The organism is Thermomonas sp. XSG (assembly GCF_014678725.1).
In the GTDB taxonomy this organism is placed as follows: domain Bacteria; phylum Pseudomonadota; class Gammaproteobacteria; order Xanthomonadales; family Xanthomonadaceae; genus Thermomonas.
In genome coordinates this window covers 2,386,482-2,411,130 of record NZ_CP061497.1, presented here as the reverse complement: position 1 = coordinate 2,411,130, position 24,649 = coordinate 2,386,482, and the positions used below count along the sequence as shown (strand labels likewise).

The 24,649-nt window shown below is 69.3% G+C and carries 24 protein-coding genes; 12 read left to right on the top strand and 12 right to left on the bottom strand.

What is annotated here, in order from left to right; all coding sequences use genetic code 11:
* Positions 1–3 precede the first annotated feature (3 nt).
* The 10 genes from ccoO to ICG51_RS11355 all read left to right on the top strand — a co-directional run bounded on the left by ccoO (position 4) and on the right by ICG51_RS11355 (position 8,812).
* Entirely contained in the window at positions 4–630 is a 627-nt protein-coding gene (ccoO, locus tag ICG51_RS11400; protein ID WP_190280473.1) for a cytochrome-c oxidase, cbb3-type subunit II, read from the top strand.
* Positions 630–770, top strand: a complete 141-nt coding sequence (locus ICG51_RS11395; protein ID WP_190280472.1) for a CcoQ/FixQ family Cbb3-type cytochrome c oxidase assembly chaperone — start codon at positions 630–632, stop codon at positions 768–770. Before ccoO ends, ICG51_RS11395 begins: the two co-directional genes overlap by 1 nt.
* Positions 767–1,702 carry a cytochrome-c oxidase, cbb3-type subunit III gene (gene ccoP, locus ICG51_RS11390; RefSeq protein WP_190280471.1) on the top strand — a complete coding sequence of 312 codons (936 nt, stop codon included), beginning with the start codon at positions 767–769 and terminating at the stop codon, positions 1,700–1,702. The genes ICG51_RS11395 and ccoP overlap by 4 nt, the downstream gene beginning before the upstream one ends.
* Positions 1,699–1,995, top strand: a complete 297-nt coding sequence (locus ICG51_RS11385; RefSeq protein WP_190280470.1) for a hypothetical protein — start codon at positions 1,699–1,701, stop codon at positions 1,993–1,995. The genes ccoP and ICG51_RS11385 overlap by 4 nt, the downstream gene beginning before the upstream one ends.
* Positions 1,996–1,999: 4 nt before the next feature.
* The gene (locus ICG51_RS11380; RefSeq protein WP_190280469.1) at positions 2,000–3,550 is read left to right on the top strand and encodes a 4Fe-4S dicluster domain-containing protein; all 1,551 of its coding nucleotides are present in this window, start codon (positions 2,000–2,002) and stop codon (positions 3,548–3,550) included.
* Positions 3,551–3,613: 63 nt separating this feature from the next.
* On the top strand, positions 3,614–4,126 hold the full coding sequence (locus ICG51_RS11375) for a FixH family protein (RefSeq protein WP_190280468.1): 513 nt from the start codon (positions 3,614–3,616) through the stop codon (positions 4,124–4,126).
* Positions 4,127–4,139: 13 nt separating this feature from the next.
* Entirely contained in the window at positions 4,140–6,503 is a 2,364-nt protein-coding gene (locus ICG51_RS11370; RefSeq protein ID WP_190282460.1) for a heavy metal translocating P-type ATPase, read from the top strand.
* On the top strand, positions 6,500–6,700 hold the full coding sequence (gene ccoS, locus ICG51_RS11365; protein ID WP_190280467.1) for a cbb3-type cytochrome oxidase assembly protein CcoS: 201 nt from the start codon (positions 6,500–6,502) through the stop codon (positions 6,698–6,700). Before ICG51_RS11370 ends, ccoS begins: the two co-directional genes overlap by 4 nt.
* Positions 6,690–7,412: a sulfite exporter TauE/SafE family protein gene (locus ICG51_RS11360; RefSeq protein WP_190280466.1), complete on the top strand. Its 723-nt coding sequence runs from the start codon at positions 6,690–6,692 to the stop codon at positions 7,410–7,412. The genes ccoS and ICG51_RS11360 overlap by 11 nt, the downstream gene beginning before the upstream one ends.
* Positions 7,413–7,510: 98 nt before the next feature.
* A complete protein-coding gene (locus ICG51_RS11355; protein WP_190280465.1) occupies positions 7,511–8,812 on the top strand; it encodes a diguanylate cyclase in 1,302 nt (433 codons plus the stop codon).
* Position 8,813: 1 nt separating this feature from the next.
* On the opposite strand, the gene asnB is transcribed toward ICG51_RS11355, so the two are convergent.
* The 7 genes from asnB to map all read right to left on the bottom strand — a co-directional run bounded on the left by asnB (position 8,814) and on the right by map (position 18,682).
* Positions 8,814–10,544 carry an asparagine synthase B gene (asnB, locus tag ICG51_RS11350; RefSeq protein WP_190280464.1) on the bottom strand — a complete coding sequence of 577 codons (1,731 nt, stop codon included), beginning with the start codon at positions 10,542–10,544 and terminating at the stop codon, positions 8,814–8,816.
* Positions 10,545–10,774: 230 nt separating this feature from the next.
* Positions 10,775–11,908, bottom strand: a complete 1,134-nt coding sequence (dapE, locus tag ICG51_RS11345) for a succinyl-diaminopimelate desuccinylase (RefSeq protein ID WP_190280463.1) — start codon at positions 11,906–11,908, stop codon at positions 10,775–10,777.
* 38 nt (positions 11,909–11,946) lie between these two features.
* Complete coding sequence (locus ICG51_RS11340) at positions 11,947–12,303, bottom strand: Spx/MgsR family RNA polymerase-binding regulatory protein (protein ID WP_190280462.1); 357 nt, start codon at positions 12,301–12,303, stop codon at positions 11,947–11,949.
* 1 nt (position 12,304) lies between these two features.
* Positions 12,305–14,194 (bottom strand): CocE/NonD family hydrolase, encoded by a 1,890-nt coding sequence (locus tag ICG51_RS11335; protein WP_190280461.1) that lies wholly within the window; start codon positions 14,192–14,194, stop codon positions 12,305–12,307.
* Between the two features lie 275 nt (positions 14,195–14,469).
* Complete coding sequence (dapD, locus tag ICG51_RS11330) at positions 14,470–15,318, bottom strand: 2,3,4,5-tetrahydropyridine-2,6-dicarboxylate N-succinyltransferase (protein ID WP_190280460.1); 849 nt, start codon at positions 15,316–15,318, stop codon at positions 14,470–14,472.
* On the bottom strand, positions 15,315–17,909 hold the full coding sequence (gene glnD, locus ICG51_RS11325) for a [protein-PII] uridylyltransferase (RefSeq protein WP_190280459.1): 2,595 nt from the start codon (positions 17,907–17,909) through the stop codon (positions 15,315–15,317). Before glnD ends, dapD begins: the two co-directional genes overlap by 4 nt.
* Positions 17,906–18,682, bottom strand: coding sequence for a type I methionyl aminopeptidase (gene map, locus ICG51_RS11320; protein WP_190280458.1), 777 nt, complete (start codon positions 18,680–18,682; stop codon positions 17,906–17,908). Before map ends, glnD begins: the two co-directional genes overlap by 4 nt.
* Before the next feature lie 325 nt (positions 18,683–19,007).
* On the opposite strand from map, the gene rpsB reads away from it, so the two are divergent.
* Both rpsB and tsf read left to right on the top strand, forming a co-directional pair.
* Positions 19,008–19,787 (top strand): 30S ribosomal protein S2, encoded by a 780-nt coding sequence (gene rpsB, locus ICG51_RS11315; RefSeq protein WP_190280457.1) that lies wholly within the window; start codon positions 19,008–19,010, stop codon positions 19,785–19,787.
* A gap of 168 nt (positions 19,788–19,955) precedes the next feature.
* Complete coding sequence (gene tsf, locus ICG51_RS11310; RefSeq protein ID WP_190280456.1) at positions 19,956–20,834, top strand: translation elongation factor Ts; 879 nt, start codon at positions 19,956–19,958, stop codon at positions 20,832–20,834.
* A gap of 72 nt (positions 20,835–20,906) precedes the next feature.
* Here tsf and rlmH read toward each other — a convergent pair whose 3' ends face one another.
* From rlmH to holA, 5 genes are read right to left on the bottom strand one after another with little or no spacing between them, the layout of a single operon-like run.
* On the bottom strand, positions 20,907–21,377 hold the full coding sequence (gene rlmH, locus ICG51_RS11305) for a 23S rRNA (pseudouridine(1915)-N(3))-methyltransferase RlmH (protein ID WP_190280455.1): 471 nt from the start codon (positions 21,375–21,377) through the stop codon (positions 20,907–20,909).
* Positions 21,374–22,516, bottom strand: coding sequence for a J domain-containing protein (locus ICG51_RS11300; RefSeq protein ID WP_190280454.1), 1,143 nt, complete (start codon positions 22,514–22,516; stop codon positions 21,374–21,376). The genes rlmH and ICG51_RS11300 overlap by 4 nt, the downstream gene beginning before the upstream one ends.
* Positions 22,500–22,904 (bottom strand): ribosome silencing factor, encoded by a 405-nt coding sequence (gene rsfS, locus ICG51_RS11295; protein ID WP_190280453.1) that lies wholly within the window; start codon positions 22,902–22,904, stop codon positions 22,500–22,502. Before rsfS ends, ICG51_RS11300 begins: the two co-directional genes overlap by 17 nt.
* On the bottom strand, positions 22,901–23,602 hold the full coding sequence (gene nadD, locus ICG51_RS11290) for a nicotinate-nucleotide adenylyltransferase (RefSeq protein ID WP_223809437.1): 702 nt from the start codon (positions 23,600–23,602) through the stop codon (positions 22,901–22,903). The genes rsfS and nadD overlap by 4 nt, the downstream gene beginning before the upstream one ends.
* Positions 23,599–24,639 (bottom strand): DNA polymerase III subunit delta, encoded by a 1,041-nt coding sequence (gene holA / locus ICG51_RS11285; RefSeq protein WP_190280452.1) that lies wholly within the window; start codon positions 24,637–24,639, stop codon positions 23,599–23,601. The genes nadD and holA overlap by 4 nt, the downstream gene beginning before the upstream one ends.
* Between the last annotated feature and the right edge of the window lie 10 nt (positions 24,640–24,649).

Genomic DNA, 24,649 nt, shown 5'->3' with positions numbered 1-24,649 from the left:
ATCATGAGCCAACACGCACAAAACCCTCACGAGAAGCTGGAGAAGAACGTCGGCCTGCTGGCGGTGTTCATCGCAGTGGCTGTCTCCTTCGGCGGACTTGCCGAAATCGTTCCGCTGATGTTCCAGGCCGAGGCCGTGAAGCCGCTGGAAGGGGTCAAGCCCTACCCGGCGCTCGAACTCGCCGGGCGCGACGTCTATGTTCGAGAAGGCTGCTACAACTGCCATTCGCAGATGGTGCGCACGCTGCGCTTCGAAACCGAGCGCTACGGCCACTACTCGCTTGCGGGCGAATCGGTCTACGACCGGCCGTTCCAGTGGGGCAGCAAGCGCACTGGGCCGGACCTGGCCCGCGTCGGCGGTCGTTACTCCGACGACTGGCACCGCGTCCACCTGAACAATCCGCGCGACGTGGTGCCCGAGTCCAACATGCCCAGCTTCCCTTGGCTGGCGAAGAACCAGGTGGACGGCGCCGCCGTGCAGAACCACATGCGTGCGCTCAAGCGCCTCGGCGACCCCTACAGCGATGCCGACATCGCGGGCGCGCCGGCGGCTGTCGAGGGCAAGACTGAAATGGACGCCATGGTGGCCTATCTGCAGGGCCTGGGCAGGCATGCGCCGAGGGGGCAGTGATGCTTTCGGGAATCGTCACCACCGTGTTGATGCTGCTGTTCCTGGCCGGCTGGGCCTGGGCCTGGAGCCCCCGACGCAAGCATGATTTCGATGAAGCGGCGCACCTGCCGCTGGAATCCGACGAGGAGAATGCACGATGACAGCGGGATGGTCGTGGTACGTGATCGCCCTGGTGACGCTGAACATCGGCGGCTGCGCCTGGCTGCTCTGGTGGACTGCGCGGCGCCGCCCCGGTGACCCCAAGCCGGATGAAACCAGCCATGTCTGGGACGGCGACCTCACCGAATACAACAAGCCCCTGCCGAGGTGGTGGATCAACCTGTTCTACCTGACCATCATCTTCAGCATCGGTTACCTCGTCTGGTACCCGGGCTTCGGCAACTTTGCCGGCTACGGCAAATGGAGCTCGCAGATCGAGCATGACCGCCAGGCCGCGGTCGCCAGTGCGCAGCTGGAGAAGACCTTCGCCCCGTACAAGGGCCAGCCGATCGACGCACTGGCGCGTGATCCGCAGGCGTTGAAGCTGGGCAAGTCGATCTTCGGCAACACCTGCGCCACCTGCCACGGCTCGTCGGCGAAGGGTGCAACGGGCTACCCGAACCTGACCGACGACATCTGGCATTGGGGCGGCTCGCCCGACCAGATCCTGCACTCCGTGCTGCAGGGCCGCGAGGGCGTGATGCCGCCGTGGGGCAAGGTCCTGGAAGGCATGGGTGGCCCGGATGCAGTGGACTACGTGATCGCCTATCTGCACCAGCTGGGCGAACCGGCAGGCGGCAACCGCAACGACTATGCGGCGGCGCGCGGCAAGGCCCTGTACGAAGGCGTGTGCGTGGCCTGCCATGGCAAGGACGGCAAGGGCGACCAGAAGGTCGGCGCGCCGGATCTGACCGATGGCTACTGGATGTACGGCGACGGTCGTGAATCGCTGCGCGAAACCATCGGCAACGGCCGCCATGGCGTGATGCCCGCGTGGGGTAAAATGCTCGGCGACACCCGTTCCCGCCTCGTCGCAGCCTACGTCTGGTCGCTGTCCCACCAGCCCAAGCCAGGCAATCCAGCCCAGCAATGACCGACTACACCACTCCGCGTTTCGATCATCCGCTGCGCCCAATGGCGCAGCGGATCGGGGCCATCCTGTGGCCCAGCTTCTTCGCGGCCGGGGTGGCCACGATGGTGTTTTTCGCTTTCATCGACCCACTGGAACTGCGCGACCTGACCTTCCCGCAGCTCTCCATCACCCGAGGCCTGGGCTACACCCTCGGTTTCTTCACGTTCTGGCTGGCGACCGCATCGTCCAGCCTGTTCACATGGATCCTGCTGAGGCCGGCCAGCCGCTTCAATCGGCCGCTGCCTCCGCAATAGGCAAATGGGCAACAAGCAAATCCCCCTGGAAGTGCTCGATACGGGCGGCAACGCCTATGTCAGCGAGCGCAAGATCTATCCCCGCGACGTGTCGGGCCCGCTCAACCGCCTGCGCGTCGCTGCCGTGTTCTGGCTGCTGGGCATGTTCTACCTGTTCCCGTGGCTGTCGTGGGACGGGCGGCAGGCCGTCCTGTTCGACCTGCCGGCGCGCAAGTTCCATGTCTTCGGCCTGACCTTCTGGCCGCAGGACTTCGTGTTCCTGGCGATGCTGCTGATGATCGCCGCGCTTGCCCTGTTCTTCTTCACCGCGCTGGCCGGTCGCCTGTGGTGTGGCTACGCCTGTCCGCAGACGGTGTGGACCGAAGTGTTCCTGTGGATGGAAAGCGCCATCGAAGGCGACCGCCACAAGCGCATCAAGCTGGATGCCGGGCCCTGGAACCGCGACAAGATCCTGCGCAAGGGCGGCAAGCACCTGGTGTGGCTCCTGTTCGCGCTGTGGACCGGGTTCACCTTCGTCGGCTTCTTCACCCCCATCCGCGACCTCGCCCTGCGCGCCTGGCCCTACGAGTGGGGCGGCTGGGAGACCTTCTGGGTGTTCTTCTACGCGCTGGCCACTTGGGGCAATGCCGGCTTCCTGCGCGAGCAGGTCTGCAAGTACATGTGCCCGTACGCGCGCTTCCAGAGCGCGATGTTCGACCGCAACACCCTGATCATCGCCTACGACCCGATGCGCGGCGAGCCGCGCGGACCGCGCAAGAAGGGCCTTGCGAGCGTCCTGGAGCGCGCGCGCGGCCTGCTCGATGCGCGCACCGCGTATGACTACGTGTTCCGCGCCAGCAAGCATCCCTCCGCGGCGACCCAGGCCGCGCATGCGTCCAGCACGATCACCTGGGACGGCGACCTCGGCGAGGTCGAGCCGCTGCCCAAGTTCGCGCCCGATGCGCTGGGCGATTGCATCGACTGCACCATCTGCGTGCAGGTCTGCCCCGTCGGCATCGACATCCGCAACGGCCTGCAATACGAATGCATCGCCTGCGGCGCCTGCATCGACGCCTGCGATGAGGTGATGGAGAAGGTCGGCTACCCCAAGGGCCTGATCCGCTACTCCACCCAGAACTCCATCGACGGCAAGAACACCCGCGTGCTGCGCCCGCGCATCCTCGTGTACGGCGCGATCCTGCTGGCGCTGATGGTCGGCTGGGGCTTCGGCGTCAGCCACCGCGACCCGCTGATCGCGGAAGTACTGCGCGACCGCAACGCGCTCTTCCGCGAGACCGCCGCCGACATCGAGAACGGTTACACGCTGAAGCTGGTCAACAAGACCGATGCCGACCGCAGCTACCGGGTCCGGATCGAATCCTCCGGCAAGTCCGGCCTGACCCTGAAGGGCGAGCCACTGGATGTGCGCGTACCCGCCGGCGCGGTGGTGTCGCAGGAGATCGAGGTTGGCGCCCCCGTCGACGTGCGCGGCCGCCATGCACTGACCTTCGTGATCGAAGCCGACGACGGCAGCGCCAAGGCGCGCATTGACAGTACGTTCTTCGGCCCCATGTAACCCTCACTCATCGCGAGCCGCCGCCCAGCGGCGGTTTGCGCACTGGCTTCCAGGAGAACCCGGATGGAACGCGAATCGTCGCCGTGGCGGCAGCCCATCGTCTGGCTGATGGTGGTGCTGGTCGGCACCGCCGTCGCCGGCAGCGTCTGGCTGCTCAAGGTCGCGGGCAACGGCGACAGCATCGACGTCGTGCCCGACGAAGTGCAGCGCACCGGGCAGAGCCAGCAGGCCGACCTCGGCCCCGATGCCGTGGCGGCGCAGCGCAAGCTGGGCGCGATCGTGCGCATCGATGCCGAACACGGCTACATCGAAGTGCTGCCGGTGAACGGCGACTTCGACCGCGCCGCTGCATTGAAGCTGCACCTGCATCACCCTACCCGCGCCGAGCAGGACGTGGCGCTGACACTGGCCGCCACCGAGACCGGCTGGCGGGCGGACGCCAAGCCGGCCGTCGACCATGACTGGCTGGTCCAGCTGGAACCAGCCACCGACGGGGCATGGCGACTTCGCGGGCGGATGCCGAAGGGCCAGCTCGCGGCGCAACTGCGCCCGTCACTGGACGACGGGCAGCCGTAGCGCGGTGAACGCCATGGCCGGGGTCTGCCACCACTGCGGCGAACCGCTGCCGCAGTCACCGGTGCGCGCCGACGTCGAGGGCACCACCCGCGATTTCTGCTGCGAAGGTTGCGCTGCCGCCGCGCGCTGGATCCTGGACGCGCATCTGGACGACTACTACCGCCTGCGCAGCGCGCCGGGCGGACGGGTCGATGCCGACGCGCCGGCTCTGGCCGTCTGGGACCGCGAGGAGCTGCTGTCCAGCCACGCCCGCGAGGTGGAGGGGGGCCGCGAGATCACCGTGCTCACCGACGGCATGCGCTGCGCCGCCTGCGCCTGGCTGATCGACCGCGCGCTCGCGCGTGAACCCGGCGTGCTGGAGTCCACCGCCAACGCCATCACCGGCCGCATCCGCATCGCCTGGGATCCCGCGCGCACCGCGCTGTCGCAACCACTGGCGCGGCTGGCCTCGCTCGGCTACCGGCCCTACCTCGCCACCGGCGAGGCACGCGAGGCGGCGCGGCGGCGCGAACGCAACCGCGACGTGCTGCGCATCGGCCTGGCCGGCATCGGCGCGATGCAGGCGATGATGTTCGCCGAAGCGCTGTATCTCGATACCCGCGGCGAGATGCCGCTGCCCACCCGCGACTTCTTCCGCTGGGTCACCTTCATGGTGTCCACCCCGGTGGTGTTCTGGGCCGGCTGGCCGTTCATCGTCGGCGCATGGAACGAACTGCGCGGGCGCCGGCTGGGCATGGACGTGCTGATCGCCGGCTCCACCCTGCTGGCCTGGGCGGTGAGTACCATCGAAACCGTGCGCGGCGGCGTCCACGTCTGGTACGACGCGGCGGTGATGTTCGTCTTCCTGCTGCTGGTGGCACGCCAGCTGGAACAGCGCGCGCGCGCCATCGCCAGCGCGCAGGTGGATGCGCTGGCGCGGGCGCGGCCGGCCTTCGCCACCCGCGAACTGGCCGACGGCAGCCGCGAGTCGGTACCCGTCGACGCGCTGGTGGTGGGCGACGTGGTGCGGATCGCGGTGGGCGAGCCGGTGCCGGCCGACGGCGTGCTGCTCGAAGGCGAAGCGCATTTCGAGGAATCGCTGCTGACCGGCGAGTCGGCAGCGGTCACCCGCCATGCCGGTGACCCGGTATTTGCCGGCACCGCATGCCGCGAACATGCGGCGAAGATCCGCGTGACCGGCGTCGGCACCGGCACCCGTCTTGCCGAGCTGGCGCGACTGGTGGAAAGCGCGCAGGCGCACCGCCCGGCGCTGGCCCTGGGCACCGAGCGCATCGCCGGCTGGTTCGTGGCCGGCCTGCTGCTGGCGGCGGCGGTGGTGTACGCCTGGTGGCGCGTGCATGAGCCGGCGCGCGCGTTCGAGGTGGTGCTGGCGCTGCTGGTGATCAGCTGCCCGTGCGCATTGTCGCTGGCGGTGCCCGCGGCGCTGGCCGCGGCCCACGGCGCACTGGCCAGGATCGGCGTGCTGTCGGTGCGGCCGGACGCGCTGCAGCGGCTGGCGCAGGCCACCGACGTGGTGTTCGACAAGACCGGCACCCTGGGCGACGGCAAGCCGCACCTGCAGGGCGTGGATGCCTGCATCGCCGTCGATGCCGATGCGGCGCTGCGCATCGCCGCCGCACTGGAGCGCGACAGCAACCATCCGCTGGCCGCCGCGTTCGCGCTGGTGCCAGACGCACCGGTGGCCAGCGGCGTGCGCGCGGTCGCCGGCCGCGGCGTCGAAGGCACGGTCGAGGGCGTGCGCTGGCGCATCGGCACCGCGCCGTTCGCGACCGGTGGCGACGACGACGGCGCAGTCTGGCTGGGCAATGACGCGGGCGCGCGCGCGCGCTTCATCTTCGCCGAACGCGAACGCGCGGACGCCGCGCAGGCATTGCAGCAGCTGCGCGAACAGGGGCTGGCGTTGCACCTGGCCAGCGGCGACGCCGCCGCGCCGGTGGCGCGCTTCGCCAGCGCAATGGGGATTGCCGATCCGCACGCCCGCCAGTCGCCGGAAGACAAGCTGGCACTGGTCCGCGCGATGCAGGACGAGGGCCGCGTGGTGGCGATGGTGGGCGACGGCCTCAACGACGCGCCGGTGCTGGCCGGCGCCGATGTATCGCTGGCGATCGGCGATGGCGCCGCGCTGGCGCAGCGCTCTGCCGACTTGGTGCTTTCCGGCATGTCGCTGGCCAACGTACCGGCGGCCATCAGGATCGCGCGGCGCACCCGCCGCATCGTCCGCCAGAACCTGGCCTGGGCGATCGGCTACAACCTGCTGGCGCTACCGCTGGCCGCCGCCGGCATGGTGACGCCGTGGCTGGCGGCGCTGGGCATGGCGCTGTCCTCGCTGGCGGTCACCGCCAACGCCCTGCGCCTTGCCAAGGTTGCCCCGCGATGAACATCCTGCTGTTCCTGATCCCCATCAGCCTGGTGATGGCCGCAGTCGCTGCGCTGCTGTTCGCATGGGCGGTGCGGCGAGGCCAGTTCGAGGACCTGGACACGCCGGCCCTGGACATCCTGCGCGACGAAATGCCGCCGGCGGAGCGCATGGACGCGACGCCTGCCGGGACGACGGAGGAGCGTGATGCCGGTTGACCTGCTGGTGCTGGGTGCGGCGCTGCTGACCGGCCTGCTGGGCGGCGCGCACTGCGTGGCGATGTGCGGCGGCATCGCCACCGGGTTCTCGGTGCATTCGCGCGGCTGGTTCGCGGCCTTGCAGCCGAACCTCGGTCGGGTCAGCGGCTATGTGCTGGCTGGCGCCCTGGTCGGTGGCCTCGGTGGCGGACTGCTGGGCGTGGCCCGCATCCCGCAGCTGGGCATCGCGATGCGCGCGCTGGTCGGGATCGTGCTGGTCATCGCCGGGCTGCGCATGCTGGATGCCAAGGGGCGGCTGCCGCGCTTCTCCGGCGGCCCCGGCAATCGCCTGTGGCGCGCGCTTGCCCCCTTGCAGCGCCGACTGCTGCCGGCCGACACCGCGGGCAAGCGGTTCCTGCTCGGGATGCTCTGGGGCTGGATGCCCTGTGGCCTGTCCACTACCCTGCTGGCCGCCGCGTGGCTGAGTGCCAGCCCGCTGCACGGCGCGCTGACCATGGCCGCGTTCGGGCTGGGCACGCTGCCGGTGATGGTGTCGCTGACCTGGGCCGGCGCACGCATCGGCCAACGCCTGCAGCGCGGCGCGCTGCGCAATGCAGCCGGGGTGCTGGTGATCGGCGCCGGCCTGCTCACCATCGCGGCGCCCTGGCTGATGCAGCTGCCGGCCATGCACGGCATCCTCGCCGCGCTCGGTTGCCGCAGCCTGCCGGCCTGACCCGGTCAAGGACCGCGCTGATTCCGCCTCGCGGCTGCTGCATAATCGGAATGCCGCAAGGCCATCTCCCCGCGCCAGCAAGCCCCAGGAAACCACCGATGCCGGCCGGATTCGCCTTGGCCCACGCCCGCCAACCCATCGCCGCCCTGCCCCAGCGCATCCTCCTGCTGGAAAATTCCCGTGCCTATACGTCGATGCTGCGCGAGGCGATCGAGCAGCGCGTGCAGCTGCCGATCAGCGTCGCCTCCACCCTGGCGGAAGCACGCGAACTGCTGGACCGGGAATCCGACTGGTTCCTCGCCCTGACCGGGCTGGTGCTGGCCGATGGCGACCGCGACCAGGTCATCGATTTCTTCGTCGAGCGGCGCATGCCCACCATCGTGGTCAGCGGCGTGTACGACGAGGCGCTGCGCGAGCGCGCGCTGCAGCAGCACATCATCGACTACGTGCTGAAAAGCACGCCGGACAGCATCGACTATTTGGTCTGGCTGGTGCAGCGGTTGGAGCGCAACCGCCGGATCAGCGCGCTGGTGGTGGACGATTCGCTGTCGGCCCGCTCCTACATCGCATCGCTGCTGTCGCTGCAGGGCTACCGCGTTTCCCATGTCGCAGACGGCCAGTCGGCGCTGCGCATGATCGAAGCCGATCCCGACATCCGCCTGGCCATCGTCGACCAGGAAATGCCGGGCATGGACGGGATCGAGCTGACCCGACGCCTGCGCCAGCTGCGCGCGCGCGACCGCATGGCGGTGATCGGCGTGTCCGGCAGCACCGATGCCTCGCTGATCCCGCGCTTCCTCAAGAACGGCGCCAACGACTTCCTGCGCAAGCCTTTCTCGCGCGAGGAGTTCTTCTGCCGCGTCTCGCAGAACATCGACCAGCTTGAGCTGATCGGCACCCTGCAGGACCTGGCCACCCGCGACTTCCTGACCGGGCTGCCCAACCGCCGCAGCTTCCTCGAGCAGAGCGAGAAACACATCGCCCGCAGCGGCGGCGACGTGACCGTGGCGATGATCGATATCGACCACTTCAAGCACATCAACGACAGCTACGGCCACGAGGCCGGCGACCGCGCGTTGCGGGCGATGGCCGATACCCTGCACGCCCACAACCGCCCGGAGGACTACTGCGGGCGCTTCGGCGGCGAGGAGTTCTGCATGCTGATCGACGGCCTCGACGCGCAGGCCAGCCTGCGCCATCTGGAGGGCCTGCGCCAGGCGGTGGAAGCGATGGAGATCGACATCGACGGCCGGCCTCTGCGGATGACCATCAGCATCGGCGCCAGCCGACGCTCGCCGCAGTTCCCGAACCTGCACAGGCTTCTGGGCGAGGCCGACCGCCAGCTATACCTGGCCAAGGCCGGCGGCCGCAACCAGGTACGCGGGCTGGAAGCAGGCTGATTCAGCCCGCGGCCGCGATGGCGTCGTTGTGCACCCCCGCCACCGCGCGGCCGGAGGGGTCGGCCATGCCTGCGAAGCTGGCGTCCCACGCGATCGCCGCCGCCGATGAACAGGCGATCGACTTGCCGCCCGGCACCGTTTCCGCCGCCGCGCGGCTGGGATAGAACTGCTCGAAGATGTGCCGGTACCAGTACGCTTCCTTGGTCTGCGGCGGGTTGACCGGGAAACGCTTGTCGGCCGCGGCCAGCACGCGGTCGGACACCTCGGCCTCCGCGTGTGCCTTCAGGCCGTCGATCCAGCCGTAGCCGACGCCATCGCTGAACTGCTCCTTCTGCCTCCACAGGATCTCCGGCGGCAGGTAGCCCTCGAACGCCGCGCGCAGCACGCCCTTTTCCATCCGCTGCGGGCCGGGATCGCCCTTGCGCACCATCTTGTGCGCCGCGTCCATGCGCATCGCCACGTCCAGGAACTCGCGATCTAGGAACGGCACCCGCGGCTCCACGCCCCAGGCCATCATCGACTTGTTGGCGCGCAGGCAGTCGTAGTTGCTGAGCGCGTCGAGCTTGCGCACCAGCTCCTCGTGGAATTCGCGCGCGTTGGGCGCCTTGTGGAAGTACAGGTAACCGCCGAACACCTCGTCGCTGCCTTCGCCGGACAGCACCATCTTCACCCCCATCGCCTTGATCCGCCGCGCGAGCAGGAACATCGGGGTGGACGCGCGGATGGTCGTCACGTCGTAGGTCTCGATGTGGCGGATCACCTCCGGCAGCGCGTCCAGGCCTTCCTCGAAGGTGTATTCGAAACCGTGGTGGACCGTGCCCAGCATGTCCGCCGCCACTTGCGCCGCGGCCAGGTCGGGCGAGCCCTTCAGGCCGATGGCGAAGCTGTGCAGGCGCGGCCACCACGCCTCGGTCCTGTCTCCGTCCTCGATCCGGTGGCGTGCGTAGCGTGCCGCCACCGCCGCCACCAGCGAGGAATCCAGCCCGCCCGACAGCAGCACGCCATAGGGCACGTCGGTCATCAACTGGCGGTGCACGGCGGCCTCGAACGCCTCGCGCAGCTCGGCCAGCGGCACCTCGACGCCTTCCACCGCGTCGTAGTCGCGCCACGGGCGCTCGTAGTATTTCGTCAGTTGCCCGCTCGCGGAGTCGTACCAGTGCCCGGGCGGGAACTGCGCCGCGTCGGCGCAATCGTCCACCAGCGATTTCATCTCCGAGGCCACGCGCAGCCGGCCTTCGGCATCGTGGCCCCAGTACAGCGGCACCACCCCGATGGGATCGCGGGCGATGATCGCGCGCCCCTTCGCGCTGTCCCACAGCGCGAACGCGAAGATGCCGTTGAGGCGGTTGAGGAACGATGCCGGCCCCCTCCCATCGGCGTCACCCTCGCGGTAGAGCGCGTTGATGACCTCGCAGTCCGACTCGGTCTGGAAGGCATACGGCTGCGACAGCTCCCGCTTCAGCGCCACGTGGTTGTAGATCTCGCCGTTCACCGCCAGCGCCAGCGACCCGTCGGCCGACAACAGCGGCTGTGAACCGCCGGCCGGATCGACGATGGCCAGCCGCTCGTGCACGAGGATCGCGCCGCTGCCACCGCCGCCGTTGTCGATGTATACCCCGCTCCAGTCCGGGCCGCGATGGCGCTGCCTCTGCGAGCGTTCCAGCGACTGCCGCCGCAGGGCCTGAAGGTCGTCGCCGGGCTGCAGCCCGAAGATGCCGAAGATGGAGCACATGGTGGGGATTCCTTGGTGGATGGGTGAAAACCGCACAACGAAAAAGCCCGCATCCTTCGATGCGGGCTTTGGGTGATTCCGGCTTGCTGTCGCTTCGCCTATGCGCGGGCCCGCAGCCGCGCACGATGGTTCGTGCCGCGATTATTGCGGTTGAGGTTGTTGGCGTTGGCGGCGAAGAAGCGCATGGGCCGACTATGGCACGCCGGATCGGGAACGCGCAAGCGCCCCCCTCAATCCGCCAGCAGCCGCGCCATCAGCGCCAGGTACAGGTCCGGCAACCGCTCCAGGTCGGCCACCCGCACGTGTTCGTCGACCTTGTGGATGCTGGCGTTGACCGGGCCGATCTCGATGCACTGCGCGCCCAGCGGGGCGATGAAGCGGGCGTCGGAGGTGCCGCCGCCGGTGCTTTCCTCGGGCAGCGCGCCATCGGTGAACGCGGCCAGCACTTCGCGCGCGGCAGCGCGCAGCGGGCCTTCCGGGGTGTGGAACGGTTCGCCGCCGCGATGCCAGTGGAGCGCGTATTCGAGGCCGTGCGCGCGCAGCACCGCCTCGCATTCGGACTCCAGCCGCTCCGCGCGCCAGTGCGGGTTGTAGCGCAGGTTGAACAGCACCTGCAGCTCGCCGGGGATGACGTTGTTGGCGCCGGTGCCGGCGTGGACGTTGCTGATCTGCAGGGAGGTCGGCGGGAAGCTCTCGTAACCCTCGTCCCAACGCTTCGCCGCCAACGCCGCCAGCGCCGGCAGCGCCTGGTGGATGGGATTGCGCGCTTTTTCCGGATACGCGACGTGGCCCTGGACGCCATGCACGGTGAGCGTGGCCGACAGCGTGCCGCGGCGGCCGACCCGCAGCAGGTCGCCCAGCGCCGCCTTCGACGACGGCTCGCCGGTGATGCACCAGTCGATGCGCTGGCCGCGCTGGCGGAACACCTCGGCGACCTTGCGCACGCCGTCGATGGCATCGCCCTCCTCGTCCGAGGTCAGCAGCAGGGCCGCCGTGCCAGGATGGTCCGGATGCGCGGCGACGAAGCGTTCCAGCGCGATGACGAACGCGGCGACGCTGCCCTTCATGTCGGCGGCGCCGCGCCCGTACAGCAGGCCGTCACGGACCTCGGGCAGGAACGGGTCGCTGGCCCAGGCCTCGCGTGGGCCGGGCGGCACCACGTCGGTATGGCCGAGCAGCGCCAGCACCGGGCCGCCGTGGCCGTGGGTAGCCCAGAGGTTGTCGACATCGCCGAAGCGCAGGTGCTCGATGGCGAACCCGGCTCGCGCCAGCCGACCTGCGATCAAGGCTTGGCAACCGGCATCGTCCGGCGTCACCGACGGCCGCGCGATCAGTTCGCGGGTGAGGTGGAGTACGTCGCTCATGATTCCAGTCCCTCTCCCCTCGGGAGAGGGAGTCAAGTTCAAACGCCGAACAGCTTCTTGAAGCCGTTGTCGGAAAAGCCCTGCGACACCGTGCCGTCGTCCAGCACCACCACCGGGCGGCGGATCAGCTGCGGATATTCCTTCAGCAGCAGCTTCCACTCGGCATCGCTGCCCGGCGCCTTGCGGTTCGGCGGCAGCTGCCGCCACGTCGTGGACGATTTGTTGATGAGCGCATCCCAGCCGCCCGCCGCGTCCTTCCATCCCAGCAAGGTTTCCGGCGATTGGCGCTCGTCGCGGTAATCGACGAACGCATGTTCGACGCCGAAGCGCTTGAGCCAGTTCAGCGCCTTCCTGCAGGTATCGCAGTTCTTCAATCCGTACAGCGTCGCGGCCATCTCAGCGTTTCACCACCGGCAGTTCGATATAGCTCGCATTATCCGCCGAATGATGGATCGCGTTGTCGGCCACCACCGCCTCGCGCTCGGTTTCGTTGGGCCCGCCGGTATTGAGGTTGCGGGCGAACTTCGGGAAGTTGGAGCTGGTGATCTCGACGCGGATGCGGTGGCCCTTGCCGAACTGGATCGAGGTTGTGATCGGCGTGGGCTTGAGCGTGTACACATTGCCCGGCTGCATCAACTCCGGCTTGACGTAGCTGTCGCGGTAGCGGGCGCGCAGGATGGTGTCGCCGATGATCCAGGCGGTGCCGTCGGGCGCCACGTCGACCAGCTTCACGGCGAAATCGGTGTCCTTGGCGCTGGACGACACCTTCAGCACCGCATCGACGAAGCCGGTCACTTCCATCGGCGCCTCCAGCGGCTCGCTGGTATAGACCAGCACGTCATGGCGCGACTCGATCTGGCGCTGGTCGAACGCACCGGGGATGACCACGCCACCATTGCAGCAGTCACCGCCGCCGATGGTCTGCACGGGGTTGGCCGGGTCATAGCGGTAGCTGTCCTTCGGCTCGTCCGCGCGCGGCGCCTCGAACGACAGCAGGCCGTCGCCGTACATCGAATTGGCCTTTCCGTTCGAGCGGAGGTACATGCGTACCGGCTGCGCCGCCTTCGGCGGCCACTGCGCGTCGGACTGCCAGCGGTTGGCGCCCATGGTGAAGTAGCGCACATGCGCGGTGTCGGCCGCGAACGCCTTGGGCTGGTTCTTCAGCCAGCGGTCGAAGAATCCGAAGATCTGCTGGTTGACCGGGAAACTGGCGTCGCCCATGGCGCGGTCGCCGACCTTGTAGTCCTTGCCCAGCCGCGCGAACTGGCAGTGCGGGTTCGGCCCCACCACCACGTACTGGTTGGCGCTGGCCTCCTTGTCCGAATTGACGTTGCGGGCGTGGTTGTACAGCGCCATGTTCGGGCCGATGGAGACGTCGTACCAGCTGTTGAACCACAGCGCCGGCACGCCCCAGCCCATCGAGTCGTCGTACAGGCCGCCCTTCTTCCACTCGGCGTCGCCGGGGCCACGCGCGATCATCGACTCGAAGGTGGCCGGCGGCTCGCCCAGCGAGGACAGCAGGCTGGCGTAGGGCAGGTGCCAGATCTGCTTCTTCCACTCGACATCGGGCTTCCTGGCGTCGAGGTCGTTGTACTGCGCGATCCGCGCGCGCATCGGCCCGGACAGGTCCTGCGGCAGCTGTGCGCGCAGGGGATTGTCGACGCCGTACATCCAGATCGCGAACAGCGTGCGCGGCACGCCGCCGGTGTAGAAATTGCCCTGCTCCCAGAACGGGCCGACCTTGCCGATGCCCGCGCCCGCCGCCATCGGCACCATCGCCGCGTGCGCGGGGTGGTTCATCGCTGCCAGCGCCAACTGCCACTCCGCCGACGACGAGCAGCCCAGCGTGCCGACCTTGCCGTTCGACCAGGGCTGCTTTGCAATCCAGCTCAGCGTGTCGTAGCCGTCGGTCTGCGGGTAGCCGAGGATCTCGTACTTGCCCTGGCTGAAATAGCGGCCACGCTCGTTCTGCACGATGAAGGCGTAGCCGTTGCGCACCGCCTCGGCGGCGAAGCGCGCGGTGCTGCCGCGCAGCACGTGTTCGTTGTAGGGCGTCTTCCACAGGATCGTCGGCAGCGGCCCCTTCGCGCCCTTCGGCCGCCAGATGTTGGTGGACAGGCCCACGCCATCGCGCATCGGCACCAGCAAGGCGACGTCGGACTCGGCGATCGATGCCAGCTCGGCGCGCAGCCCATCCTCGCCGTAGCGCGAAAGATCCTGCGCGGAATTGGCCGAGGCGGCCGTCAGCGCGGCAACCAGCAGGGTGACGGACAGGCGCTTCTTCATGGCATCGCTCCGGTGAGGATTCCTATCCTGTCCCATGGCGCGCCGCGCCGCTCCCCTGCCGAAAGTCATGCAGGCAGGTCGGAAGTTGTCGGAAGGCTGGCCGGCAGGCGAATTCCGCGACACGCCGCAAGCCACGCCTGCAGGGCCGGAAGGCTGGCCGCCGTGCGCTGGCCGCGACCTTCGGCGGCATGGATGCCGCCGATGAGCCTACATGGACGTATTCACGGCGTGTCGCGAACAGCGCGTGGCGGCCAGCCTCGCGCGAACACCATCAATCAATCCGCCAACCCGCGCAGCAGCTCGTTCACGCTGGTCTTGCCGCGCGTCTTCTCGTCCACCTGCTTGACGATCACCGCGCAGTACAGCGAATGGCTGCCATCGGCCGCCGGCAGCGAGCCGGACACCACCACGCTGTACGGCGGCACCGAGCCGTAGCTCACCTCGCCGGTCATGCGGTTGTACACGCGCGTGCTCTGGCCGAGGAACACGCCCATGCCGACCACGCTGTGGTGGCCGACCACGAAGCCTTCCACCACTTCCGAGCGCGCGCCGATGAAGCAGTGGTCCTCGATGATGGTCGGCCCCGCCTGCAGCGGCTCCAGCACGCCGCCGATGCCGACGCCGCCGGACAGGTGGCAGCCCTTGCCGATCTGCGCGCAGCTGCCGACCGTAGCCCAGGTATCGATCATCGTGCCTTCGCCGACATACGCACCGATGTTGACGAAGCTCGGCATCAACACCACGTCCTTGCCGATGTGGCTGCCCGCGCGCACCACCGCGCCCGGCACCACCCGCGCGCCGAGCTGGCGGAACGCGGCCTCGTCGAAGCCGGCGAAGCGCGCCGGCACCTTGTCCCAGAACGGCGCCGGCGCGGCATCCACCACGGCCATGTCCTGGGTGCGGAAATACAGCAGCACCGCCTTCTTCAACCACTGGTTGACCTGCCAGCCACCGTTGCCGTCGGGCTCGGCCACGCGCAATTCACCGCTTTCCAGCCCGGCGATGGCCGCGGCTACCGCGGGCCGCACGCGGCCGGCGATGTCGTCGCCGCCCAGCTCGGCGCGGCGCTCCCACGCCTCTTCAAGAGTGGCGCGCAGGGTATCGATGTCGTGATCCGGGGTCATCGTTGTTCTCCGTCGAGGGCCGCCAGCAGCGCGTCGCGCAGCGCATCGCGGCGCGCGGCTGCCAGGGCCTGGTTGTGTTCATCGCTGACCAGCAGCAGGTCTTCGGCGCGCGCGCCGAAGGTGGCGATGCGCGCATCGTGCACGCGCAGCCGTTGTTCGCGCAGCACCCGCGCCACGTCGGCCAGCAGGCCGGGCCGATCGGTGCAGACCAGGCCGATGCGGGTACCGCCGGCCATGTCGGTGAAGTCCAGCTGCGGGGCCACGCGGAAGTGGCGCAGGTGGCGCGGCTGACTGCGCCGCGCCGGCAATATGCGGCTGAGGTCTCCCGACAGCGCGCGCGCCAGCGCCGAGGCCAGCAGCGCCGGTTCCGGCGCCTGCCGCTGCTCCGCCGGCAGCACGTGGAAGGTGTCGAAGATGGTGCCGTCCGGGCCGTCCAGCACCCGCGCCTGCAGCACGCTCATGCCCAGGCGATCAAGCGTGATGACGATGGCGGCGAACAGGCCATCGCGATCGGGCATGTGCACCAGCACGTCCAGCCCGTCGCGCCCGTCGCGACCCGGGATCGCGCGCGCCGCCACCACCGGCTCGAACGGCCGGGCGCCATGCAGCGCGGTGGCCTGCCACGCGATCTGTTCGGGGCGGCTGCGCAGGAAATTCTCGTCCGGCATGCGCGCGAACATCGCCGCCACGTCGGCCTCGCCATGCCCCGCCGCCAGCAGCAACACGCGCGCCGCATCGCGGTTCTCCGCGATCCGCTCGGCCGCCGCCACCGGCTGCCCCAGCCCGCGCCGCAGCGCCAGCCGGGTGGCGGTGTGCAGGTCGGCCAGCAGCTGGTCCTTCCAGCTGTTCCAGAGTTTTGGCGAGGTGCCGGCGATGTCGGCGCAGGTCAGCAGGTAGAGCGCATCCAGCCGCTGGCGGTCGGCCACCTCGGCGGCGAAACGGTGGATCACCTCGGGATCGGTGATGTCCTGCTTCTGCGCGGTCACCGACATCAGCAGGTGCCTGCGCACCAGCCACTCGACCAGCGCGGTGTCGGCCTCGGACAGGCCGTGCGCTTCGCAGAATGTGCGCGCGTCGACCGCGCCGATTTCAGAATGGTCGCCGCCGCGGCCCTTGCCGATGTCGTGGAACAGCCCGGCCAGCAGCAGCAGCTCCGGTTTACGCAGCGACGGCCACACGAGGTGCGCGATGGAGAAACGCGGATCGGCCTCGCCGCTGGCGAACTGGTCGAGGTTGCGCAGCACCGCCAGCGTGTGCTGGTCGACGGTGAACACATGGAACAGGTCGAACTGCATCCGTCCGGACACGCGCTGGAACGCCGGGATCCAGCGCCCCAGCACGCCGGAACGGGCCATGCGCTCCAGCGTCCTGACCGGCTGCGGCCCGCGCAACAGCTGCAGGAAGGCTTCGCGCAACGCCGGCGTCGCATCGGTGTAGGCGGGGATCTGCGGCAGCTCCTGCGCCAGTTCGCGCGCGCTCTGCGAATGCAGGCCGCGCAGGCCGGGATCCGCCGCCCATGCGGCGAACAGCGCGAACAGGTTGGCGGGATCGCGGGCCAGCCAGCCAGGCGTGCGCGCCGCCAGCCAGCCGCCGCGGCGCTCGAAATCCGCATCGATGGGCTCGGGCGCGGCAACACCTTCGAAATGCTCCTCGAAGCGCTGCAAGAGGCGGTCGCCGATCCGCCGCACAACCGCGGCGCTGCGGTAGAAGCCCTGCATCATCTTCTCGACGCCAAGCGAATCGGCATCGTCTGCGAAGCCCAGCCGCGCTGCCAGCAGCTTCTGGTAATCGAAGCGCAGGCGCTCCTCGCGCCGGCCCGCCACCAGGTGCAGGCCGTAGCGCAGCCGGCACAACGCGCGGCGCTCGCGCTCCAGCGCGCCGGCCTCGTCCCAGCCCAGCCGGCCCAGCTCGATCAGACGGTCCAGCGCATGCACGCCGAAACTGCGCAGCGCCAGCCAACCCAGCAGGTGCAGGTCGCGCAGCCCGCCTGGGCCGTCCTTGAGATTGGGCTCGAGGTTGTCGGAAGTGTCGCCGAAGCGCGCATGGCGGCGGCGCTGCTCCTCGCACTTGGCCTCGAAGAACGCTTCCGGCGGCCACACGCGCGACGGCGCGATGGCATCGCGCAATGCCTCTTCCGTCGCTGCGGCGGCACACAGCGGGCGTGCCTCGATCAGCGCGGTCAGCACGCTGTGGTCGTCGGCCGCGGCCGCGGTGCATTCCTGCGCCGAGCGCACCGCGTGACTGGCCTCGAGGCCAGCATCCCACAGCAGCGCGACGAAGCGCGCCAGCGCCGTTTCCCAGGCGCGCTGCGCTTCGGGTTCGGCCAGCACCAGCAGGTCGATGTCGGACTGCGGGAACAGCTCGCCGCGGCCGTAGCCGCCCACCGCGAACAGGGCCAGGGGCGCCTCTTCCGGAATGCAGCGCCGCCACGCTGCCCGCACCTGCGCGTCGACGGCGCGCGCGCGCAGGGCGATCAGGCGGTCGGCGGGATGGCCGGTATCGAAGCGACGCGCCAGGCGGGCGTCGATGCGCGCCTGCGCGGCCTTCGCCGCGGCGGACCAGGCAGGATCACCGCCCGCCGGCGTGCTCACAGGTCGTTGTCGTCGCCCGGCAGCCGGGTCAGGATCTCGACGCCGTCGCGGGTCACCGCCACGGTGTGCTCCCACTGCGCCGACAGCTTGCGGTCCTTGGTGACCACGGTCCAGCCGTCCGGCAGCAGCCGGGTGTGCCGTGCGCCTTCGTTGATCATCGGCTCGATGGTGAAGGTCATGCCTTCCTGCAGCACCAGTCCTTCGCCCGGACGCCCGTAGTGCATCACCTGCGGGTCGTCGTGGTAGATCTTGCCGATGCCGTGACCGCAGTAATCGCGCACCACGCTGAAGCGCTCCGCCTCGGCATAGCTCTGGATCGCGTGGCCGATGTCGCCCAGCGTCGCGCCCGGCTTGACCGCGCGGATGCCGCGGAACATCGCCTCGCGGGTCACGTCCACCAGCCGCCTGGCCATCACCGACGGCGTGCCGACGAAATACATCCGGCTGGTGTCGCCATGCCAGCCGTCCTTGATGACGGTCACGTCGATGTTGACGATGTCGCCGTCCTTCAGGACCTTGGCCTCGCTGGGGATGCCGTGGCAGATCACGTTGTTGACCGAAGTGCACACGGTCTTGGGATAGCCGCGGTAGCCGATGTTGGCCGGGATCGCGCCCTGCACGTTGACGATGTGGTCATGGCAGATGCGGTCGAGTTCCTCGGTGGTGACGCCCGGCTTCACGAACGGGGCGACCACCTGCAGCACTTCGGCGGCCAGGCGGCCGGCCTCGCGCATTTTCTCGATTTCAGCCGGGGTCTTCAGATTGATAGTCATTTGCGGATTATCGCGCATTGTGGCGGTGCCGGCTGCGCAGCCTCTCCTGCCATCGCCCGGTGGCTGGTGCCCGGGGGGACGCCAATACCCTGCAAATTGCCTTGCCGGCACTTTTCCGCCATAATTCCGCGGCTATATCCGCCATGCCGGGCGTCACCGGCAAATCCACACCTGTCGGCAATCCCTGCTCCGGGGTGCCCGCGCAAGCGGGTTCGGAAGCGGTGACGACAGGGAGGCCCAACCCCGGAATCCAGCGCCAGCCCCTGCGGCCGCGGCGCAGCGCCTTCATCCAACCGGCGCGGGTTCCCTCATCGGAGTTTTAGCAATGCCCCAGATCACCATGCGCCAGATGCTGGAAGCCGGCGTCCACTTCGGCCACCAGACCCGCTACTGGAACCCCAAGATGGCGCCGTACATCTTCGGTGCCCGCGGCAAGATCCACATCATCAACCTGGAAAAGACCGTCCCGCTGTTCAACGACGCGATGAACTTCATCAGCGGCGTTGCGCAGAAGCGCGGCACCATCCTGTTCCTGGGCACCAAGCGCAGCGCGCGCGAGGCGATCAAGGAAGAAGCCGAGCGTTGCGGCATGCCGTTCATGAACCAGCGCTGGCTGGGCGGCACCCTGACCAACTTCGCCACCGTCAAGAAGTCGGTGTCGCGCCTGAAGGAGCTGGAAGCCGCGGAAACCGACGGCACCTTCCAGAAGCTGGTCAAGCACGAAGTGATGGGCCTGCGCCGCGAGCGCGACAAGCTGGAAGCCTCGCTGGGCGGCATCAAGGAAATGAACCGTCTGCCCGACGCGATCTTCGTGATCGACATCGGCCATGAAGACATCGCCATCAAGGAAGCCAAGAAGCTCGGCATCCCGGTGATCGCGGTGGTCGATACCAACTACAACCCGGAGCTGGTGGACTACGCGATCCCCGGCAACGACGACGCCATCCGCGCCGTGCAGCTGTACGCCCGCGCCGCCGCCGACGCCGTGCTGGAAGGCAAGGCCGCTGCCCCGAACTCGGCTTCGGTGCGCGAGGAAGACTTCGCCGCCGCCGTCGAAGGCGAAGAGGCCAAGCCGGCCCGCCGCAACGGCAAGAAGGCCGAGTAACCGGCCCGCACGCGGCCGCGCCCCGTTGCGCGGCCGCCGCTCTTCCTTCTCCCACCGGGAGAAACTGGCGCAAGGCGCCGGATGAGGGCTCGGCACCGTCCGCGCCCTCTCCCCCACCCCTCTCCCGACGGAGAAGGGCTCACAGCATTCAATTCAGAGGCAACCCCAATGGCTGAAATCACCGCTTCCCTCGTGAAGGATCTGCGCGAGCGCACTGGCGCCGGCATGATGGAGTGCAAGAAGGCACTGACCGAAAACAACGGCGACATCGACGCCGCCGCGGAGTGGCTGCGCAAGTCGGGCCTGGCCAAGGCCGACAAGAAGGCCAGCCGCGTGACCGCCGAAGGCCGCGTGGCCGCTGCCGGCAACGGCGGCAAGGCCGTGCTGGTCGAGATCAACTCCGAGACCGACTTCGTGGCCAAGGACGGCAGCTTCGTCGCCCTGTGCGACGCCATCGCCGCCGCCGCGCTGGCCTCCGACGCCGCCGACGTCGAGGCCCTGAAGACCGCCAAGCTGGCCTCCGGCGAAACCGTCGAAGAAGCCCGCGCCGCCGCCATCGCCAAGCTGGGCGAGAACATCCAGGTGCGCCGCATGGTGCGCGTGGACGGCAACAACAACGTGGCCGCCTACGTCCACGGCGGCAAGATCGGCGTGCTGGTCGAGCTGGCCGGCGGCGACGCCGACCTGGCCCGCGGCCTGGCGATGCACATCGCCGCGATGAACCCGCCGCACAACAAGGCGTCCGACGTCCCGGCCGAATTCGTGACGAAGGAAAAGGAAATCGAGCTGGCCAAGATGAGCGAAAAGGACAAGGCCAAGCCGGCCGAGATCCTCGAGAAGATCATCAGCGGCAAGATCAACAAGATCGTCAACGAGGTCACCCTGTACGGCCAGCCGTACGTGCTGGACGGCGACAAGACCGTCGAGGCCGTGGTCAAGGCCGCGGGCGCCGACGTGCTGGGCTTCCAGCGCCTGGTGGTCGGCGAAGGCATCGAGAAGGTGCAGGAAGACTATCTGGCCGAAGTCGCCAAGGCGATGCAGGTCTGATCTTCCGCAACACCTGATCCGCGAAAAACCCGCCGGCGACGGCGGGTTTTTTGTTGCCCGCGTGCGCTGTGGTCAGGCGCGGTGGTAGGGATGGTTGGCCAGCAGCGCCGCGGCGCGGTAGAGCTGTTCGGCCAATACCAGCCGCACCAGCATGTGCGGCAGGGTCAGCGGCCCCAGCGACCAGTGCTCGTCGGCGCGGGCGATGACCTCGGCGGCGTGGCCCTCGGGGCCGCCGATAAGGAAAGCGAGGTCGCGGCCCTGCCCGCGCCAGTGTTCGAGGCGCTGGGCGAGCTGTTCGGACGAATGCATCTTCCCGCGCCCGTCGAGGGCGACCACGTGGGCATTTTTCGGCAGCGCGGCCAGCACCCGCGCGCCTTCGTCGCTCATCGCCCTCGCGGTATCGCGCCCCTTGCCGCGCACGCCGGGCTCGACCTCGACCAGCTCCAGCGGCAGCCAGTGCGACAGCCGTTTCTGGTATTCGGCGAAGCCCTGCGCCACCCAGCCGGGCGCGCGCTCCCCCACGGCGACCAGGCGCGCCTTCATTCGTACGGGTCGGCGGCGTACGGGAAGTCCGCCCCCATCTCCGACAGCTGGCGCTGTTGCCTGAGCCAGCGCTTGAACAGCTGCGGCTGCTGCAGGTCGCGCAGGTCGCCGCGCATCACCGCGATATCGTCTTCTACCTCGCGCTTGCAGCGCGCCAGTAGCTTGTCCAGCTGCAGCGGCTTCGGCCGCGCCGCGGGATCCAGCCCGTAGTCCGCGCAGAAGCCGTGCTCCACCTGCGCCAGTTCCCGTGCGATCTCCTGGCACTGCCGCGACAGCTCGCGGTTGTACTGCTGCAGGCGCGCGTCGGTGAGCGCATCCACGCCGGCGGCGTCCAGCAGGCCGATCTCGACCTGCAGTTCGATCAGGCCGATCAGGTCCCCGGCCTTGTAGGCGGCGTTGAGCCGCTGCATCAACACCGTGCGGCGCTGGCCGTCGGCGGCGTCGCGGGCGCGATCCGGATGCAGGCTGGCCGCCAGCTTGCGGTAGAGCTCGCGCAGCGGCGGCGGTTCGTCGACCTGCCGTTTGGCAGCTTCGCGCTGCTGCCGTCGCGCCTTGCGCTGGCGCGCATGCTCCTGCTGCTGGTGCCAGCGCGCCTGCGCCTGTTCGAACGCGGCGTCCGGCGATTCCATCGCCTCCACTTCTTCGGGCGACAGGCCGAACGCAGCGCCGAGCATCTGCTTGAACATCGCATCCGATTCGGACACGTCCGCGTCGGCGTCGAGCCCCTGCCGACCGTGGCGATGGTAGAGCGGCTCGAGGTCCGCGCGGCCGGCCTCGATCAGCGGCGCGGCCAGCTGGCAAATCAGTTCCGAGAGGAAAGCGCGGTCGCGCTTGGCCAGCTTGATGGTCGCATCGCTGTGGTCCAGCAGTTCCACCAGCGCCACCTCGAGTTCGCGGTGCTGCGCCAGCAGCGGGGCCAGCTGCGACTGATGGCGTTGGTGCCAGCGCGGCAGGGCCTCGGCCCACGCATGCAGCTCGCCGCGCTGCCGTTGCAGCGCGGACACCAGTTTGTCGAAGCGCTTGCGCGCCGGGCTTGCCGGGGCGCGCAAGCCGGCCCCAGCCTGCAACTGCTGCAGGGCACTGTCGGCCGCCACCGGCGTAACCGCCGTGGCGGCACGCGGCTTATTCGTCTTCGCCACCCGCTGCCGGCGGCTGGTCGCCGACCGACCACAGCCGTTCCAGCGCGTAGAACTCGCGCACCCGCGGCAGCATGACGTGGACGATCACGTCGCCCAGGTCCACCAGCACCCATTCGGCCTCGCGCTCGCCTTCCACGCCCAGCGGCATCACGTCGAGCTTCTTGGCGAAGCGCACCACTTCGTCCGCCGCCGACTTCACGTGGCGGGTGGAGGTGCCGGAGGCAACCACCATGTAGTCGCAGACGCTGCTCTTGCCGCGTACGTCGATCTCCACGATGTCCTTGGCCTTGAGCTCCTCCAGCCCGTCGTGCACGGCCTTGAGCAGGGCATCCACGGAGGGCGGCGGGTTGGGCAGGCTGGTCTTGATGACTTGGGCGGCGGTGGTCAAGGGCGATCGCTCGATGGAAACGCAGGCAGTATAACGGCCGGGTTGCGGTAGAGATGAAGGCTGTCGATACGCGCGGCCACGGCCGCCGGCACCCACTCCCGCCACGGTTCGCCGGCGGCGATGCGGCGGCGCAGTTCGGTGGAGGACTCCGGCCGCAGTTCCGCCAGCGGCAGCAGGGCGAAGCCGCCAGCTGGCCCATCAGCCAACGCATCGGGTGGCAGCCAGCGGCCATTGACCTGGGCCAGCACCTGCGGCGCCTGTTCGCGCAGGCGCGCGGCATCGACCTGGGCGCCCGGGCGCTGCACCGCGACGATATGGGCCAGATCGAACAATTCGCGCCAGCGGTGCCAGGTGTGCAGCTGCAGCAGCGAATCCGCGCCGACCAGCCAGGCCAGCGGCGCGCTGGCGCCCGCTTCGGCGCGCAGCTCGGCCAGGGTGTCGAAGGTGTAGGACGGGCCGGGGCGGTGCAGCTCGCGCGTATCCACCCGCAGCCCGGGCTCTCCTTGCAGCGCGAGCGCCAGCAGCTGCGCGCGCTGGTCGGCATCGGCATGGGTGGCGTCCTTGTGGGGCGGATCGCCCGCGGGCAGCAACGCCACCTCCGCATGCAGCGCATCGCGCGCGGCGCGGGCGACGGCCAGGTGCCCGTTATGCACCGGGTCGAAGCTGCCGCCATAGAACACCCGCAGCGGGCTGCTCACGATGCCAGCAGGCGCAGCGCGCCCGGGTCCGCGACCGCCAGCAACAGTCGCTCGAGTTGCAGCCAGGCGTCGTGGGACTCGCGGCCCGGCCGCACCCGGCCCTTGGACACGCGGTCGACGCCACCGGCTTCCACCAGCAGCCGCTGCCAGCGCTCCGGCGGATGCCGCGACAGCGCGCGCTTGTACACGGCCTCCTTGGCCGGCCAGATGCGCTGCGCCTTGCACTCGGCGGCGAAATTCCGCGCGCGCGCCAGCGCGGCGACGGTATTGAGCTCCTTCACCACCATACCCATCAGCGCGGGAATCGCCTCGCCCTCCGCCTTCAGCCCGGCGATCACCCGCGAGACCTGCGCGGCCTGTCCGTTGAGGGCGGCATCGACCAGCCGGAACACGTCGAAACGCGCGGAATCGGCGACCAGCGCGTCCATCCGCTCGACATCCAGTACCTCCGGCTGCCCCTGCAGCAGCAGCGCCAGCTTGTCCACTTCCTGCGCCGCCGCCAACAGGTTGCCCTCCACCCGCTGCGCCAGCCGCGCCACCGCGTCGGGCGCGGCCTTGATGCCGCGGCTGCGCAGGCGCTGGCCGATCCAGCCGGACAGCTCATGCGGCTTCACCGGCCACGCGATGGCCAAGTGGCCGGTGCGGGCGACGGCCTCGCTCCACTTGCCGGCGTGCGACTTCGACCATTCGCCGGCGATCACCAGCAGCACCACGTCCGGCGGCGGCGCGGCGCAGAAGCCGGAGATCAGCTTGGCGCCCTCCGCTCCCGGCTTGCCGGTGGGCAGCCGCACTTCCACCAGACGGCGACTGGCAAACAGGCTGGGCGCGTTGATCGACGCATCCAGTCCATCCCAGTCGGCATCGCGGCCTTCCATGTCGTGCACTTCCCGGTCGGTGATGCCCTGCGCGCGGGCAGCAGCACGGACCGCGTCGGCCGCTTCCAGCACCAGCAGCGGTTCGCTCCCCGCAATCAGATAGACCGGCCGCAGCGGCTCGTTGGCCAGTTGCCCGGCAAGGCGGTCGGCACCCAGTTCCATGCGCGGACAG